The sequence below is a fragment of the Pilosibacter sp. NGB245 genome (genome assembly GCF_057397225.1).
The window spans coordinates 368,976-386,544 of record NZ_CM171584.1 but is presented as its reverse complement, the minus strand read 5'-3'; the positions used below and the strand labels follow the sequence as shown (position 1 = coordinate 386,544).

At 50.4% G+C, this 17,569-nt stretch carries 4 protein-coding genes; 1 reads left to right on the top strand and 3 read right to left on the bottom strand.

Translation table 11 applies throughout. From position 1 onward, the window contains the following. Nucleotides 1-104: 104 nt before the first annotated feature. The 3 genes from ACXMYH_RS01695 to ACXMYH_RS01685 form a co-directional block, all read right to left on the bottom strand. Nucleotides 105-11,306, bottom strand: coding sequence for a Calx-beta domain-containing protein (locus tag ACXMYH_RS01695; protein ID WP_486555400.1), 11,202 nt, complete (start codon nt 11,304-11,306; stop codon nt 105-107). Nucleotides 11,307-11,477: 171 nt separating this feature from the next. Beyond that, nucleotides 11,478-13,964: a helix-turn-helix transcriptional regulator gene (locus ACXMYH_RS01690; RefSeq protein ID WP_486555399.1), complete on the bottom strand. Its 2,487-nt coding sequence runs from the start codon at nt 13,962-13,964 to the stop codon at nt 11,478-11,480. Nucleotides 13,965-14,291: 327 nt separating this feature from the next. Next, complete coding sequence (locus ACXMYH_RS01685) at nt 14,292-15,764, bottom strand: 4Fe-4S dicluster domain-containing protein (protein WP_486555398.1); 1,473 nt, start codon at nt 15,762-15,764, stop codon at nt 14,292-14,294. Nucleotides 15,765-16,374: 610 nt separating this feature from the next. On the opposite strand from ACXMYH_RS01685, the gene ACXMYH_RS01680 reads away from it, so the two are divergent. Further along, on the top strand, nt 16,375-17,454 hold the full coding sequence (locus ACXMYH_RS01680; protein WP_486555397.1) for an ABC transporter substrate-binding protein: 1,080 nt from the start codon (nt 16,375-16,377) through the stop codon (nt 17,452-17,454). Nucleotides 17,455-17,569: the final 115 nt, after the last annotated feature.

Genomic DNA, 17,569 nt, shown 5'->3' with positions numbered 1-17,569 from the left:
AATTTGCTGTTACTACCACCTGAAAAAGGTGGGATTCTTATCTAACTTAGATAAAGCACATAAAAACAGGGGCAGATATCATTTTCGATATCTGCCCCTGTCTGTTATCTTCCGATCAGCGCCCCGGATACTCCGACATGATAGCCATCCGGCGTCACAGCACTTACGTACATTGCGCCCTCCGGTATCGGATTTCCACCCGGATCAAGGACTCCTGCCATCGGATTCAGGTAATACCAGACTCCGTTCACAAGGATCCAGCCGATCGCCATATCTCCGTCCGCGTTCAGATAGTACCATCTTCCGTTCACAAAGATCCAGCCCGCTGCCATATCTCCGTTCTCATTCAGATAATACCACTTTCCGTTTACGGATCTCCAGCCTGTCGCCATTCTTCCGTCTGCGTCCAGATAGTACCACTTTCCGTTCACGGATCTCCAGCCCGTTGCCATTCTTCCGTCTGTGTCCAGATAGTACCAGTGTCCGGATGCATCGAGCAGCCATCCGATATGCGTGTATCCGTCTGCGTCACCGTAATACCAGTGACTGTTCTTGAATACCCACTCATTGAACGCCCGACTGCCGTCCGCCTTGAAAAGTTTCCGTCTGCGGACTGTTCCATTTCCAGACCCCGCCGCAGAATTGCGCTCTTTTGCTGATCCACCGCTTCTACCCTGCGTAAGTTCTACCGGAATCGTAAGGATACTTTCATTTCCTGTCTCATCCCACGCTCTAAATACTACATTGTATTTTCCCGCATGATACAGGGTGATTTCAACAGTTCCGTCATCCTCAAGCTCCAGATTCCGCTCTTTTTGATCGTATTCCTGATATGTCACTTTCGCAACATCTGTCAGATCATCTAAAATACGGATGCCGATCTCATACGGAGTCAGAGTCCACCGGCTCGCCGAGATCTGCTCGATCTTCGGCCCGGTGCTGTCCACGATGATTCCCTGGCTGTTGATGATAATATAATTCCCTGCATCATCGGTGATCTTCGCGTAGACGATGGACTTGCTGTCCGCTTCAATGTCAGCCCATGCCCAGTCTTTCCATTCCACGTTCGCCAGCTCTTCTCTTGTAAGCCCTTCCACTTCTTTTCCGGTTCCTTCCGGCACCTTGTACTCGTAGTGCTCGATGGAAGCCACATGGTCGTTGTCATCCGCAATGATCTCAACCTCCACATCCTCCTGGAAAAGGAGACCGAAGCTCACTTTATTTAAGAATGACTTCCAGGAATTCTCCCCGAGTATCAGCTCACCGGTCGGATCCTCCACATCCCGGAAGACTGCTTCCAGCTCTGTGGACTGTTCCATGGTCATGGTAAGCTTATTTTCCGTAGTCAGGTAATTTTCTTCTCCGGCAATTCTCCACCCGAGGAATACAAAGCCTTTTCCTTCGGATGCCTCTGATTCAAATATCTCCCCTTTCTTCAATACCTGGCTCTCCTGCGTTACAGTACCGCCATGGTAATTCACAACCTTCGCCTCGCAGAGCTTCGTCACATGGAATTCATTCTCCTCCGACATGCTGCCCGCAAAAGCACCTGTCGCTGTGACCTTCACTCTCACATCGCCCTGATCCTTCACAGTGAGGATTCCCGTATCCTGATCCACAGACGCGATATCCGCACCGGAGAGGATCTCATACGTGTAAGTCAGCGGCGCTGCCATATGTCCGGCAACATCACAGGTCTTCCGCTCCGCCTTCGGCTCCAGCGGGATCTCCACGGTGTCTTTATCCGTCTCGATCTTCTGATCTTCTTCCCCGGCGATCGTAAGTCCGTAAAATCCACAGGTACAGCCATCTACGGTAAAGCGGAACGTATAGACATTTGTCTTTCCATTTTCTTCCACCTTGATCTCTGCCGTCCGCTTATCCTGCGAAGCTTCTGCCTGGCTGATCGTAACGATTCCCCGTCCTGTCAGGCTTTCCGCCTTCTCAATCTGTGGGATCACAGGATTTCCGTCCTGATCCTTTCCTACATTGATGCGATAGCTTGTGATCTCCGGTGTGAACTCGGTTCCCCAGGTGAGACCTGTTGACGAAAATTCGATGTTTCGAAGCTTCGCCTGGTTATCATAAACTTTCTGCGCTGTTTTCTTTCCGTCAGCGGTCGTTGCCCTGAGAATAAAGTAATTTTTGACCTCATCCGGAATCTTGATGTAATTTTGGATATAATCCGTCGGATCATCACTCTGACTCAACTGGATCTCATCCGCACCTCTATCCGGATCGTCGCTCTCTACAAGTTCCCAGGTAACCTTTTTCTTCTCTTCCTCAGAGTCAGGAGCGACCACTTCCATGTAGATCTTATCTTCGCCGTCTTTCTTGATCCACATGACATTTACAACCGGTTTCTCAAGATCGATGTCTGCCACAGGAATGATCTGCAGCTGCGTAAGCCCGTCACGATTCGTGGACCGGACAATATACAGTCCGTTTTTCGCAAGTGCAAACTGATATGGATCCTCCTGTTCTGCCAAAACCTGCTTCTCGCTGATCGATTTTTTAGAAGAAAGCTCCAGCTCAGATACCTTTGCAGTATCGGTTGCATCCGAGCTTGTGTATACAAGATACGCATTGCCCTCATCCAGCTTTTCTCCGTCTGCCGGTTCCTTTCCGTCCTTATCCGTGATCTTCACGGTGCCCTCCGGCCAGGAATCATTCGTAAGTGTTCCATTCTCATCAAACCAGTCGACCTGCAGCGTCTTCATCGTCTCAAGTCCTGCCGCATCGCGGACAAGGATCTGATACGTTCCGTTCTTATTGATCGAAAGCTCGGATTTTGCAAGCCGGTTTCCGGTATTGGATACGAGATCTGCTGTCTTTCCGTCAATCGTCGCTGCCTGGATTCCCGTATTGTCCGCAAACCATACCGGGAACAGGATCGTCTCACCGGTCTTTACCGTGCCGGCTTTCGGGATACTCTTTCCATACAGGATCAACGGCTTCGCCGTATCCTTATTCTTTTCGATCTCCTCCTGAAGATTCTTATCGGAATCAAGTCCCCGCGGTCCATAAAATTCCACATATTTATCGAATTCTGTCATCTCACCGGTAACTGTGACTTCCACCTTGCACTTTTTCAGTTCATGGTTTCCAAAGTTCACCGCAACCGGATTGAAGAAGCTGTCGCTCTCATATTCCGTCTCGATAAAGCCGAAATCATTTCCGCGGATCGCAACCTTTACCTTTCCTTTAAAGTAGAGATCCATGTTGTCCGCAAAGGTGTCGAATGTAAATGTTCCATCCTGATATCCCTTACAGGTGTCTCTCATATACGGGAATACATCTGTGAAGGTGCTGTAGGAGGTCTCATCCCGGAACGCCTCCTTTCCATCCGTGAATGTCAGTGCAGGGTTTGTTGTCACGATGTTGACACCCTCTGTGTTGACAGCGAATGCCATATCAGTAAACGAACCTGTTTTCAGATCTGCGATACGGATAATTCCGGTTCCCGTCTTCTCCGGTGTGATGGTAAGCTTCTTTGTATCCGCGTTGTAGAAGAGACTTCCAAGATACTTCTCCTCTCTTCCGTCAGCACCGCTGACCTCACGGACCGTCACGGACGGTTCCTCCGTCACTCTTGTATTGCTGATTCCCACCGGGATCTCCACGGTATTTCCAAGGATCAGGTTTAAGGTATCCGGAACCTCAAAGAGGCTGACCGGCTCCAGACTTCTGTAAAGGCTGTTATTGTCGGTTGTGTACTCATAGCCCTCTGCCTCGTCCCCGGCAAGAATCGTAAATCTGAGATTCATGGACTTTGTCGGGTCCTTCTCATCGTAGCAGGAAACCGGAAGCTTCATGGTTCCTGTCACGTTGATCGCGGATCTTGCGCTCAGGGTGTTGACCACATTCCCGTCCTGATCCTTCAGAGTAAAGATTCCATCACTGCCGGCGCTCCTTCTAAAGAGGCTGAAGAGAGAGGTTGCCTTGTCAAGCTTCCACTCCGGTCCGGCGATCAGGGCTTCTTCCTCTGTATCGACCGGATACCAGACCGTCTCCTCAACACCGTTATTCTCCTTGATCTTCGAATACTCGACCTTGATCTTCAGACCCTCTGCAGGTTCTGTGCCGGTATTGTTGATCTGCATATCCGCATAAACCTCAACCGTCGGCTCTCCCGCCGCCCTTGTCCGGCTTCTTGTCGTGATCGTCGTGTGACCTTCCGCTCCGACCTTCAGATAGCCAAAGCCAAGCTCCGGTTTTTTCCCGACAACATAGCTTGCATTTGCCGTTCCGACCGAGCTCCAGGAGAACGCGTTTTCATGGAAATAGCTCTGATCCTCCGAGATCGTAAAGTACAGGGTCATCTCATCGATCCCTGCCGGAAGTGCTTTCGTCTGGGCTTTCAGACCGGACGCATCCACAAGTTCCGAGGTATCTGCCTTCGCGCCTGCGAGGATATTCTCCTTCACCGTCCAGCTCATGAGCTCCTTTGCCTCTCCGTTTACGGAACCATCCTCGTTAAGCTTCGCTGCCATAAGTCTGATGGTTGCAGAATTTGCCTCGCTCGCACGGATCGCCGTATCTCCGCTGTTCCGGAAAGAGATCTGAGGTGTCAGGCATGCGCCCTCCACGAAATTGTAGGAGTCAAATTTCAGGGAAGCTTCCCCGATCTTCTGGTTTCCGATTCCATAAGAGATCGCATAGTAGCCGGTGTCAGATGCCATCCGGCCATTTCTTGTCGCCGGAATAATCTCCTTCACCTCTTTGCCATAACGATTCTGATACGGTTCTGCTTCTGTAAGCTTCGTCAGGGTTCCCTTCGTCACGATCAGAAGCGTTGCCGCCTTTTCATCCTGTAACAGATCCGTTCCTTCCGCACCGCCGTTTTCTCCTGTCTGGATACCGGCATCGCTGCCATTCTCATCCTCTCCGGTGTCAGGAGTGATCACTGCCGCGGACTTTTTCTGCCCGAGAGCGATCGCCGGTGCCGCAAAGATAAACCGGTCCATGCCGCCCTTGTGGGCTTCATCGAAATAATAGTCCCGGATCGTCTCATGATCCAGCCCGCTTCCTGCAGTATCCTCATAGACCTGCATGTGGTTCATCGCCAGCATCACCGGCGCGCCCCAGGACCCGATGGATGCGTCATAACGGCTGATGTACAGTGCGTTATTCACCGTATCTGCCACGGTATCCGTATAGACCGCAGAGAGATTTCCGTCTCCGTCTGCGCCAATAATCACATCGGAGCGGACATCCGCCTCCTGTCTCTCATTTCCATCGGAATCCTGATACAGGGACGGCGTAAAGAACGGGATCACTGTTACTGCTCCGCCGGTTCCATCGCCCAACAGGGACTTCACATCCTCTTCATCGATCACATACGTATTTCCGTTCATGCCAAAGAGGAAGAAATCTTCCGCCTCCGGCGTTCCGTCAGCAGACATATGAAGTGCCCCATGAAGGAAATTCAGGTTTGTAAAGTACGGATTCTCAAACGGCTGTTCGAGGGATCCGCCCTTGTAAATACCGTCCCTCTCGGAATCCTTGTCATTATCGATCAGGGTGTATAACAGTACCGGGGTACCGATCTCTGGTTCCCTGTCATCTTCCGAAAGCGTGATCTTCTGCAGGAAAAGCTGTTTTACGCTGCTCTTCTCATCGCTTCCGTCGATCTGAACTCCGGTCGTGCTGTACGCGAGATAATAAGTGCCGGCATCATCCACTTTCCGCATCACGATGCTGTCGATCCTCGTATGGTTTTCCTTCCAGGCGTCGGACGGGCTTGCCGCATAGACCTTCCATTTTTCAGATGCATTCGAGGAACTTGCGACCGCAAAGTTCAAGAAGGAATAATCACCATATACGCGGTCGATATCGTAGTTTACCGCCGCGTTTGCCGCTGCATGGGGATCTCCGGTTCCTTCTTTGTGATCCTCACTGATGGTTTCTCCGTTTCTTGTATCAAAGTACTCGTCATACGCTTCTTTTCTGCTCTCCAGATCATCCTTTCCGTACGGCTGTGCCTCAGAGAATACCACAAGGTCATTCCCGGCAGATACCGGCTGGAAACGATAACCGTTTGGCTCGCTCTCGTTCCATTCACGGACAATCTCTGTCACACGAGAGTCTTCCTTCGTGGATGTTCCACCAAGCCGGATCTTTGTTGTTTTTACAACTGTATTCCGGCTCATGAGATAAGCTGCATTGGATGGGGACGCATTCTGCGGGAGCAGACCTGTTCCCTTATAGCTCACCCATGAAACATGGAGCGTTCCGTTCTCATCGACAGATCCGAAGAAATCCAGATCCCCCGCTGCATCCGGAGTTCCGAGATTTTTGTCTACAACGACATACAGCTCACTGCCATCCGGCTCAAACGGATTTACAAGACCAAGTCCCGTATTTCCTTCTTCCGATTTTGATACAAGCTCTGAAAGGACAAGCTTGCTGTCCTGCATGTTGTTGTCGCGTTCCTGACTGTTCTTTGTCAGGTCCTTGCTGATCACATAGAGCAGATAGTTATGGTCCTCTCCCCGCTCGTCCGTCCAGGTGAGAAGCTGGTATCTTGTACCACTTCCAAGATTTTCTGCCAGCTTATAGGCACTGGCGGAAGAACCGAAACCGCTGACCTCAAACGGCATATCATTTAACTGGATCGCTCTTGAGGACGGATCAGGAAGATTGTCCTCCGGCGCATAAATCCACTGGTCGTATTCCCGATCCTCCGGCCACAGGATGTGGATTCCACGTTCCTCGTAGGCATCGTCGATGCTCTTTCTCGATCTTATGAGACTTCTTGTCCCGCCGCCGAAATTCTCTCCAAGCGCATGCCAGCGGAAGAACCATGTGTTCTCTCCGTCATCAGATCGGCTCTTATCATAGCCAGTCTCATAGCCGATAAGATCCATCTCATAGCTTAAGAAAAGAAGTGTGATCCTCATGCCGACCGCACCGGTCGTTACAAATTTATCAAAGCTTGCTGCCGCGTCTTTTGTTCCAAAGGATGCTGCGATCGCCACAGAGAACTTCAGGTAAAGCTCTACATTTGCGACCTCCACGCCGACACCGCCGCCTGCCTCGATATAGACCGTCGGGCTGATCTCAACACCGGAGAAGATCACCTTACTTCCCCTTGTGCCATCCGCCTTTGTATACTCCTCGACCTCCAGCCCTGTCTGGACCTCAAGATCTGCGCCAAATACAACAAACACATATACAACGTGGACAGGCTCCGGATAGACTGTCATCTTCACAGAACCGCCCGCCGCCAGAAGGAACGCGGCCTGCTGGAATTCAAACTTGTTGCTGATCTGGCTGTATTTCCACAGGAAGGTCATATTGAGGGCAAGATCAAAGCCTTTCTCACTGGTCTTTCCCTGTGGTTTGACATAGTTCGTACCGTATGTTCCGGTTGTCTGGGTATTCGATTTCCTGCTTGCCGCGTCGCGAAGCTGGGAGATCGCATTTTCCCCCTTTTCTCCAAATCCAACCGCATTCTTCATGTCATTTAATGCGTCCCTGGATTCCGTAAAGGTATTTCCCGTCTTTGTCTTACTGATCTTCTCGATCTTCGGTGTTTCCTTGGAATTCGGAAGATTGTTTCCCTTCTCCACATACTCGGTTTCCGTCTTCTTACTGTAAAGCGGAATACCGATGGAAAATCCGACGGTATCACCATCCATGATCAGCTCCGCCGGGCCAAAACCAAGGTTCAGGTTCGGAAGCTTGATCTTCGGATCTGTCTTTGAGAGATTTGAGCCCTGACCGGACTGCTCGATATCCGGATCCGCCTGTACCACCGGCATCTCATCCTGATTGAAGGAGAAGGATCCCTTGGACGGTCTCGCATAAAAGCTTCCGAGTCTGGAATTTTCCAGCTGATCCCGGTAGAGGATCGTCAGCGCATATGTATCATTTCCATGAAAACTTCCGAGATACGCATTGATCTGGTCTTTCTCCGTTGCCGCCGGATACTGGTCCGTGGTCATCATCGTATCATCCAGCCGGATCTCGCCCGGGTTCTCAAAAGCCTTTAAGAGCGCTCCGTGCCAATCCGGATTCCAGACATATGCATTCCTACTGTCAGTCGTGTTTTCATTATACTCTGCCGGATTATAATCACCGCCAAGCGGGAAGGAAACATAGCCTACCGAAGCTTTTTCCGTATAGACCTTCTGTGTCATCGTATCGCCGCCGTTGATCTGGCGATAAGACTGCATTTCCTTTGTGAGGCGTGACTTCTGCTCCTCGTTCGTCACGATCGTCGTAAAGTTCGGAACGATCTGGCAGGTCTCATCCGCAGAAGCTCCCGGCGGAACTCTCAAACAGCGCGGGATCATATTGTAGCGGACAAATACCAGCTGGTCATACGTCTTTCCTTCGATAACCACCGGTTCAAGGGTTCCGATATCATAGCTGTCATCCACAAGTGCCTGAACGAAGAAATCTGTCTTTCCGTTTACCTTCTCCAGTTCATAGAGACCTGTCTCCGGATTCAGCTTAACATCGACCTTTCCGTTCTTATTATAGTCTACATAAAGAGCCGCCTCTGCGATGCTGCCGATCTCCATCGTGCGTACATGTCCAAGAACGGTGTAATCGTAAAACTGGAATTCCAGAGTTTGCATGGAAAGCTCCGCAAGACTTACCGGGATCTCCTCGTCGCCCTGATACAGTTCACCGTTGAACAGGATCACATCGTCATGCTTCAGATGGAAATTGACGGACTTTAAGTTCTTCACACCAGTCAGGAAGAAGGTGTTATCCTTTACTGTAAGACCTTCTAAGGCAACCGTCCGGTCCTTATAATATTTATGGGTCCCTTCTGTGAGATTCTTATCGTACACGCCCTGGGTGATCGTTGCGTTTTTCAGCATGCTCTCCAGACCGGACTTTGTGGACTCATATTCCTCAGCCGTCTTATTTCCGTCATTGTCCTTATCGATGGATGCGGAAAAGTTTAAGACGAAATTCTGCGTTCTGTCTAACGGAACGTCCACATAGTAATTATCATTTCTGTTTGTCAGCTCATTGTCATTCCGCAGTAATGTGATCGACGCTGACTTTCCATCCGGCATTGCCGTATTCACGATCTTCTGGCTCCGGCAGTCGATCAGGCGTACCGTGTCATGGAACTTATAGATGCCGCTCTGGCTGTTTTCCGTCAGCTTCAGCCGGCTGCCTACGTACAGATTTCCCCATTCATCCGTACCGCCATCCTCGATCCTGACGGACGGGGCAAGCTTCTCCTGGATAAATTGATCCGCCGCTTCGCTCTTTGCATCGGAGCCGTAATTGCGAAGATCGTCCAGCATCTGGTCATCCGCCGTATGGATCCGGAGGATCGGGTTGTCCGTAAACGCATTTCGTTTTAAATACGCATTTCTGATCTGCTGTCTTCCGGTAATGTTCTTGTTTGCCTGGGACTCAACACGCATGTACAGATAATTGTAGTTCTTCAGTGTATCATACGACACACTTCCGCTCGTCACAGCCTGCCACAGGTTTACTGTCGTTTTCGTGTTTGTTGTCCTCGAGTCAGAGCCGCATCCGGCCTGTCCGCCGAGATAGAATGCTTTTCTCTTATAATTTCCGGAATTTTCCGAGATAAAGGTACCATCATTCCGAAACATGACATTGCTGTCCGCGGCTTCATTTCTGAGAAACCTTTTTACATTGTCCTGTCCGTCACCGTAGGCCATATCCTTCGGATACTCATCATTCGGGTTTCCGACATAAGCAAAGGTCGCATTGTATTTTCCCGCTTTTTTGTGGGATGTATAGTCACTGTCCACATAGAGTGATTCATATTTATCGTACAGATGATCGATATAGAGTCTCGCGTAGATCGTATTATTTGTTGCGATCTTCCATCCGTTGTCGGAAAATGTGAAATTTGTCCTATCCCTATCTGTACCGGAGTCTACATATTTTCCGTACTTCCAGTACCAGTTGGAGCCTCCTTCTCCCTCCTTCCGTCTGGAGTCCGCGTTTGCGTATCCATTTACATCGTCAGATGCCCCCGGAGCTGAACCGGCAATCCGGGCATACTGCTTCCAGGATCCTTGATTGCTTCCAAACTGGAGTGCATCCTCGTAGAGGAACGTCCGTGTCATCGGCTGGCTCTCCGCGTCACCGAGAACCGGCGTAATATCGAGCGCTTCCACCGTTTCCCCGTCGTTCTCAACAACCTCTGCCAGGACGGTATCGCCCTCTGCCGGAGCAAACGCCTCATCACTCATCACAAGACGGTCTGACGCATCCTCCGCATCCGGAAGGTAGGTCAGCGTCGCAAGATTTTTCCTGTCGGCACTGTTCGTATTATAAAGGGAAACTTCGATGGTATCCCCACCGTCCGCCAGTGTCGCCGCCTTCGGATTCTTCAGATGGACTGTAAATGTCACATCGTCCGCCTCATCAAGAGAAGCTTCCCTGTCATTGATCAGCTCCACGGTGATCGTCGTCGTATCGATCCCGCCCGCAAATCCGGTGCTGCCTTCTGCCTTCACATAGTCTTTTCCGGCTTCCGCAGTTCCATCCTCTGTGTAATAATCCACCTGGCTCACATACTGGATACCGCCGGTGCGTTTTAAGACAAGCTGTGCCTGTCCCTCTGACCGGTCCACACGGAGGTCCGACACTTCAAAGCCGATCTCACTGTCGATCGTTTCTTCATTATCGGTAACGCATACCGTCAGACGGTTTGCGGAGTCGTTAAATTCCGCCCCGGAGGCGTCATAGATCATAGCCAGAAGAAATTCCTCTGCCTCATGCTCATCATCGTCCACTGCGGAGATCAAGATATCCTTTACCCACTCACCATCCACAAAGGTAAGGTCAACGAATAAGGTGCCAAATGGGTCCTCCGCCTCTGTGTCAAGCTCCGTGTAGGACACTCTTGCAGCCTCCGCAGAGCTCGAAGTCGCGATCCATTCGGTACCGACCGGATCCTCCACCCTAAGCTTCACATCGTTCCAGCTCACTGCGTTCGCGGTGTTTAATTCTCCTCCATCTTCCTCCATCTCTGCCGCAGCAGGTGTCAGGGCGATATGGGCAGTTGCCTCCCCATCCCGGCCGCCGAGACGGTACACCGTGAGCTTCTTTTCCTTTTTCTCTCCCTCTTTTAAGTAAACTGCATTGTCCTTAAACGCAAAGACACCGTTCGGAAATGTTTCGATCCAGTCTTCCGTCTCGCTGATCCCTGTTCCGTCATTTCCGGCTACGGTCTGTCTGCCGCTTTTCGGTTTGATATAACCGTATGCCGTCATACCGCCCTCGGCCGCCATAGCAGCCGCAAGAAGAACTGCCGTCCCCTGCCTCAGCCGCGATTTCCATTTCTTTCTCATATGATCCCTCCCCAAAATCTGATCTCCTGCTGCATAAAAAAGAATCTATCTTTTTGTGTGTTTTGGAATTCTTCAGAAGCTGTTGCACAAAAAAAGCCTCTATACATATATTGTACAGAAGCTTTCTTTTCATGTCCTCACCCCTAAGTAGTAACCTTTGAGGGATTTTTTTCACTGAAAAAGCTTTTCCAGCTGCCGCCTTTTATCGCGGCTGCTGCCGCCGATCTCCAGCTTTGCATAGATGTTTTTCATGTGGGTCTTCACTGTGTTTTCGGTCAGGAACAGGCGTCTGGCAATCTCCTGGTTGCTGATGTATTCCGCTGCCAGTCTGGCGATCTCGAGCTCCCGCTCCGAAAGCCCTGAGAGATCATGTCCGGGAGCTCCCGGGAGCGTCATTCCCTTATAACGCCCGCAGATCCCGGCGATCTGCCGCAGATCATCCTGATAAGCCGGCACATCCGAAAAGGTTTTCCACAGCTTTGCCGGAAGCTGATCCATGTTTTCCACAAACGGCATGTAGATCCTGTCAACAAAGGCAAGCTCCGCAGCTTTCTTTAACGCTGCTTCCGCCTCCTGTTCCTTTCCAAGGTGTGAAAATGCCGCCGCGAGCTGAATCTCCAGATAGATCGCAGGCATGACATAGACCACCCGGTTTCCGAGAAACTGCTTTTCCATGCTTTCTTTTCTCGCCGCAAGCTTTGAGTATTCTCCCCGCGCCAGCAAAACCTGATGGTAGATCGTAAACGCTGATGCCATCGCTGCCCCTAACACGGAGGAGCTTTCCAGGAGACCATTCGCAACCCACGGCACGATCTTCTCCGTCTCCCCGCGCAGAGCCGAAATAAAGCTGTCGCAGAGATCCAGACTGTGGATCATGATATACTGGCGGTTTTCCATCAGCTCACGGCGGAAGCTTTTCCTCTCCTCCTCGAGCGTCTCAAACCCGCCATTTTTTTCTGCCATCCGCATCTTTAAAAAGAGGCAGCAGGTCCGGATCCCCCACTGGCCGTAGCGCTTTGCCGCGTCCACTGCCTTTTCCATGGCAATCTGCGCATCTGCATCCATCCCCCTGTCAAAGGCAGCCTCCGCCGCCATCATGTGCTCTGCCCCCTGCCCATGTCCCTCTGTCAGGTGGTAATAATATGGCATGCACTCATGCATCTCGTCCATTTCCCGGTCAAGGGATCCGCTGCCGCTGTGATACAGCCACAATACCGACGGCGAACCGAACGTCCAGCTGTTGGTGGTATCAAGCGTCACCGCCTTTTCCGTCATCAGACCACCAGCTTTCCGGTGAAGGACACTCATGGCGGAGATCTTGTTGTATTCCAGGAAGCTCATATTCATATAAAATTCACCGAAATACTGGTTTCTCTGTTTTTCGTCGATATCTTCCGGCTCTTCCATGCAGGAAAGGAAAAATTCCTTCATCTTCATCATCTCCGGCATCATTCCAAAGAAAAAGAACCGCCGCATGCAGATGATCTGAGCCAGATAATGCTTCTTTAAGATCTCCGGCGGACAATGTTCCAGCCAGACCTTTAAACGGTTCCGGTACTCATTGCTCTGCCAGGAGGACTGGGTCGTCTCCAGCGCCCCAAGCATGGAATCATAGTCTCCGGCACGGTAAAACGTCTCGATCGCCTCCGGGATCTCTTTATTTTTCATATACCAACGGCCAAGATTTCGTAAATACTGATCCTGCTCCGTTTTTGGAAGCTCACAAAACGCCTCCCTCGCACATGCAAGCAACATATGATGATAGCGATAGATTCCCGTCGTCCGGTCGCAGCTGATAAACGCGTTTCCCGCAGTCAGGTCCTCCAGAAGCTTTTCACAGGAAGCTCCCCATAAAAACTCCGCCTGTTCCGCGGTAAATCCGTCTGACACGGACATGACCCGGAGAAATTTTTTATGAAGCTCGTCTACCGTGTCAAAAAACAGCTTTCTCATTCCATCATAGATGGACTCTCCATCCGAAAGCAGCCGTCCGCTCGAAGAAAGCTCCTTAAAATTCAGATAGATCATGGAGATCCAGCCTTCTGTCATTTTGCTTAAGTTCTCTCCCTGAGCCTCACTTAAAGCGACGGAACAGTGCTTCGCGTACTGAAAGATCTGCTGTTTTTTCAGGCACAGATCCTCTTTCCGGATCTCTAAAAGCCGGCGTCCGAGCTCCTGCTTTTCCTGTCCCTCAAAGACCTCACTCCGGCTCATGATGATAAGGCGGAACTGTTCCGGCAACTGTTTGATCAGAAACAGGAGAAATTTCCGGATCGGCTCTTCTTTTACAAGATGGAAATCGTCTAAAACCAGATAGATATCCCGCGTCTCACTCTCCAGACCGTCAAGCAGGATCTCAAGAAACAGCGCTCTTGCCGCATCGTTTTTCGGCATTCCCATCTCGACGAATTCCTGTCTCAGCTTTGGAAAATTCCGAAAGCTCCGGCAGAAGCTGCTCCAGAAGATACTGCCCTCATCCGCCAGCATGTTCAGGCGGAATATAAGCGCAGAACTCCCAAGCCCCTTTAAAAAGCTGGTGACCGCCGTGGTTTTTCCGTATCCCATCGGGGCAACCACCGTCGTCACCGTATATTCCGGAATACTTTCCAGGATTACCTTCAGGCTTTCCTGTATGTAAATATCGTTCAGTTTCCCCATGTCCATGCTCCCTGTAATACCGAAATGATCTGGTTCCATTTTATCATATCCGGCAGCGTTTTGTGAACATAAAAGATCGTGCTTTGGCACATTCTCGCGCCTCGCGCGGTCGCTTGCGACAATCTACAGTTTCACGCAAGTGTGCATCATTGGCACCGTCAGGATCTTTTGTGTAATAGGGAATTCCTCAGAATTTCCTGTTACATAAAAAAACAGCATACATTTCGCGGAAACCAATCCGAAAAATACATGCTGTTCTTTTATTCACAGATGTCCGCCAGCCCCAGCCGGACACCCTGCCATATTCATATGTTATGTAAACCTACATTAAGCCTCCGGCTTCTCGTAGCTGCGATGCATGGAGAAGGAATCCATATCGTAATTCTTTAAGTTCTCCCATACTCCGCGGCCGTCTGCTTTGGCGATCACAGCGTCGCGGTCTTTCTTGAATGTCATCTCCTGTTTCAGGTTGCTCGGTCCGCCTACGCAGCCGCCCTGGCACATCATACCCTCAATGAAATCTTCCGGAAGTCTGCCGACCTTGAGAAGAAGAAGGGCTTTCTTAACCTCAGCCGCACCGCTGCAGCGCGCAACCTTAACGTCAGCGCTCTCACCTTTTTCCTTGAAGCACTCGATCACTGCGTTTGTCACGCCGCCGCCATTGCCGAAGCGTTTTCCGAAGACACTGCCTTCCTGCTTTGTCTCCTCAGCCGACTCAAGCTCAACTTCTTTTCCGCGCAGCATTTCGATGGCCTCACCGAAGGTCAGAACATAATCTGCATTGTTCTCGATGGACTTGTCAGCCGCCTCAGACTTCTTTGCCATACACGGTCCGATAAATACGGTAACGGTCTCCGGATCGATCGCTTTTAACATTCTGGATACCGCACACATCGGGGATACCGTTGTGGACATATTATCGATCAGAGTCGGATAGTGTTTCTTGATCATATTTACGAATGCCGGACAGCAGGAGGTCGTCATCTTCTTGCCTTCCTTAAATGCCTCTGCCCATTCCATTGCCTCGTACGCTGCTGTCATATCAGCACCGGCGGCAACCTCTACCATATCGGCAAAGCCAACCTTCTTTAATGCAGTACGCCAGCTCTCCATTGTGATATCCTGGCCGAACTCACCTTCAGCAGCCGGAGCAACCATGGCAACGACCTTCTTGCCGGCCTTGATCGCCTCGATCACCTGTACAACATATACCTTGGAGGAAATTGCACCGAACGGGCAGCTTCTTACGCAGGCACCGCACTGGATACATTTCTTTTCATCGATCTGGCAGATTCCGGTCTCCGGATCCATTGTGATCGCATCTACCGGACATGCACGGCGGCACGGACGGATCAGCTCAGCGATCGCATTGTACGGACATGCCTGAGCACAGCGTCCGCACTCTTTACAGACACTCGGATCAATATGGGCACGGTCACGGCCGATCGAGATCGCACCAAAGTTACATGCGTTCTGGCAGGCTTTACCCATACATTTCTGACAGTTATCGGTTACAACGAATCTTGTGATCGGACACTCCTCACATGCAGAAGAGATAACCTGAATGATATTGTCACTCTGTTTGTCACTCGGACATTTTCCTTCCGCGAGACGGATTCTCTGACGGATGATCTCTCTCTCCTTATATACACAGCAACGGAACTGTGCCTTCGGGCCCGGGATCAGTTTGAACGGGATATTGTCTCTCTCTTCCTCGAGTCTGCCCTCAAAAGCCAGCCTGGAAACTGTGCGCAGCACGTCATACTTGATCTTAAGCAGTGCCTCATCGTTGGTTTTCATACCATTTCCTCCTAAATTTTGAATCCTCTATCTTACCTTAATTTTTAATGTTTTCGCATCATATTATCGCATATCCCCCTTTGCAAAGCAAGTCGGAAATTGTATATAATCCAACGCATTCCGGAGAAAAACCTTATTTTCTTAAATTGTATACAATAAAGTACAGGCAGCGAAATCCCTCGTATTTTCCTATGTTTCTCTGTCTTTCTGTGTCGGATATTTGTTCGCAGTATGCGGCTTCCTAGCACCGCTTTCTTTGTCTCTTTTTTTCACAAAGTCAGATTCCGGTTCCACCCCTTTCCCGTCACTCCGCTTCCGATTATTTTCGGTTTGGCATATGCAACCTTCGCCTTTAAAACATGTTTTTCCCCAATCTCATGTTGGATTGACATTCCTAACTCCCCATGATATATTCTATTTAGTTCGGTCGTGCTAACCCCAAAGGTCATCTGTCCTGAGGGAAAAGACGAAAAGAATCTGTTCCGGGAAAATTCTGCCATGGCAAATACCCCCAGTATGCTCTTTTCGTGTGCATACCGGGGATTTATTATTTATGCAGACAATGAGAAAAGTCCATGTCTGCCAGATCATTTTCAGGAGGAACTAAGTTATGAGAAAAATGTTATCCGTCATGATGGCTGCCGCGATCGCGGGATCTCTCCTTGCAGGCTGTTCATCATCCACAACTGAAACAACAGCTGCCGCTTCTTCCGCGGAGGAGACAACGACTGCCGCTGAGGAGACCACAACGGAAGCCGCTTCCGAGTCTGCTACCGAAAACACCGGCGAGGAGACCGTTGTCCGTATCGGCGGTTTAAAGGGACCGACAACCATGGGACTTGTAAAGCTCATGGACGAGGCCGCAAACGGGGAGTCCAAGAACAGCTACGAATTCACAATGGTAACCGCAGCTGACGAGATGACTGCCATGGTCGCAGGCGGAAAAGTCGATATCGCCCTGCTTCCGGCGAACGTCGCAAGCGTTCTCTACAATAAGACAAACAAAAATATCTCCGTGATCGATATCAACACTCTCGGCGTTCTCTACTTCGTATCTGCCGACAGCTCCGTGACAACGATCGATCAGTTAAAGGGAAAGACCGTATATCTTCCGGGAAAGGGAACTACTCCGGAATACGCACTCCGCTATGTGCTCTCCGCCGCAGGACTCGGAGAGGATGATGTAACTCTTGAATTCAAGTCCGAGGCATCTGAGGTTGCTTCCGTCCTCGCTGAGGATCCGAACGCCATCGGTCTTCTCCCGCAGCCGTTCGTTACAGCAGCTCTCGCCCAGAATGAAAAGCTCTCCATCATCATGGACCTCACAAAAGAGTGGGATAATGTTCAGGGCGAAGGTTCCGGAAGCCGTCTTGTAACAGGTGTTACCATTGTAAACAATGATTTCTTAAAGGAGCACGAGGACCTCGTTGATACGTTCTTACAGGAACATGAGGCATCCATCGCCTTCACCGCGGAGGATCCGGATGCCGCAGCCGAGCTCATCGCAAAGGCTGAGATCGTCGCAAAGGCTCCGATCGCAAAAAAAGCGCTTCCGTACTGCAATATCACCTTCATCTCCGGTGATGAGATGAAAACAGCACTTTCCGGTTACCTTCAGGCCCTGTACGACCAGAACCCGGCCTCCGTCGGCGGTGAGCTGCCGGATGATAGCTTCTACTATGTAAAGTAATTGTGACTGTGAAAGTTCTCAACAGTTACAAGCATTCATGCCGACTGTGAAAAACGAGGTATGGCTGGCAAAACAGTCATACCTCATTTCTATATCGCCGTTAATTCTCACGGAA

What these genes read in the sequence shown, in the direction of transcription:
- ACXMYH_RS01695 (WP_486555400.1), bottom strand. Translation starts at nt 11,306, where the DNA reads ATGAGAAAGAAATGGAAATCGCGGCTGAGGCAGGGGACGGCAGTTCTT.
- ACXMYH_RS01690 (WP_486555399.1), bottom strand. Translation starts at nt 13,964, where the DNA reads ATGGGGAAACTGAACGATATTTACATACAGGAAAGCCTGAAGGTAATC.
- ACXMYH_RS01685 (WP_486555398.1), bottom strand. Translation starts at nt 15,764, where the DNA reads ATGAAAACCAACGATGAGGCACTGCTTAAGATCAAGTATGACGTGCTG.
- ACXMYH_RS01680 (WP_486555397.1), top strand. Translation starts at nt 16,375, where the DNA reads ATGAGAAAAATGTTATCCGTCATGATGGCTGCCGCGATCGCGGGATCT.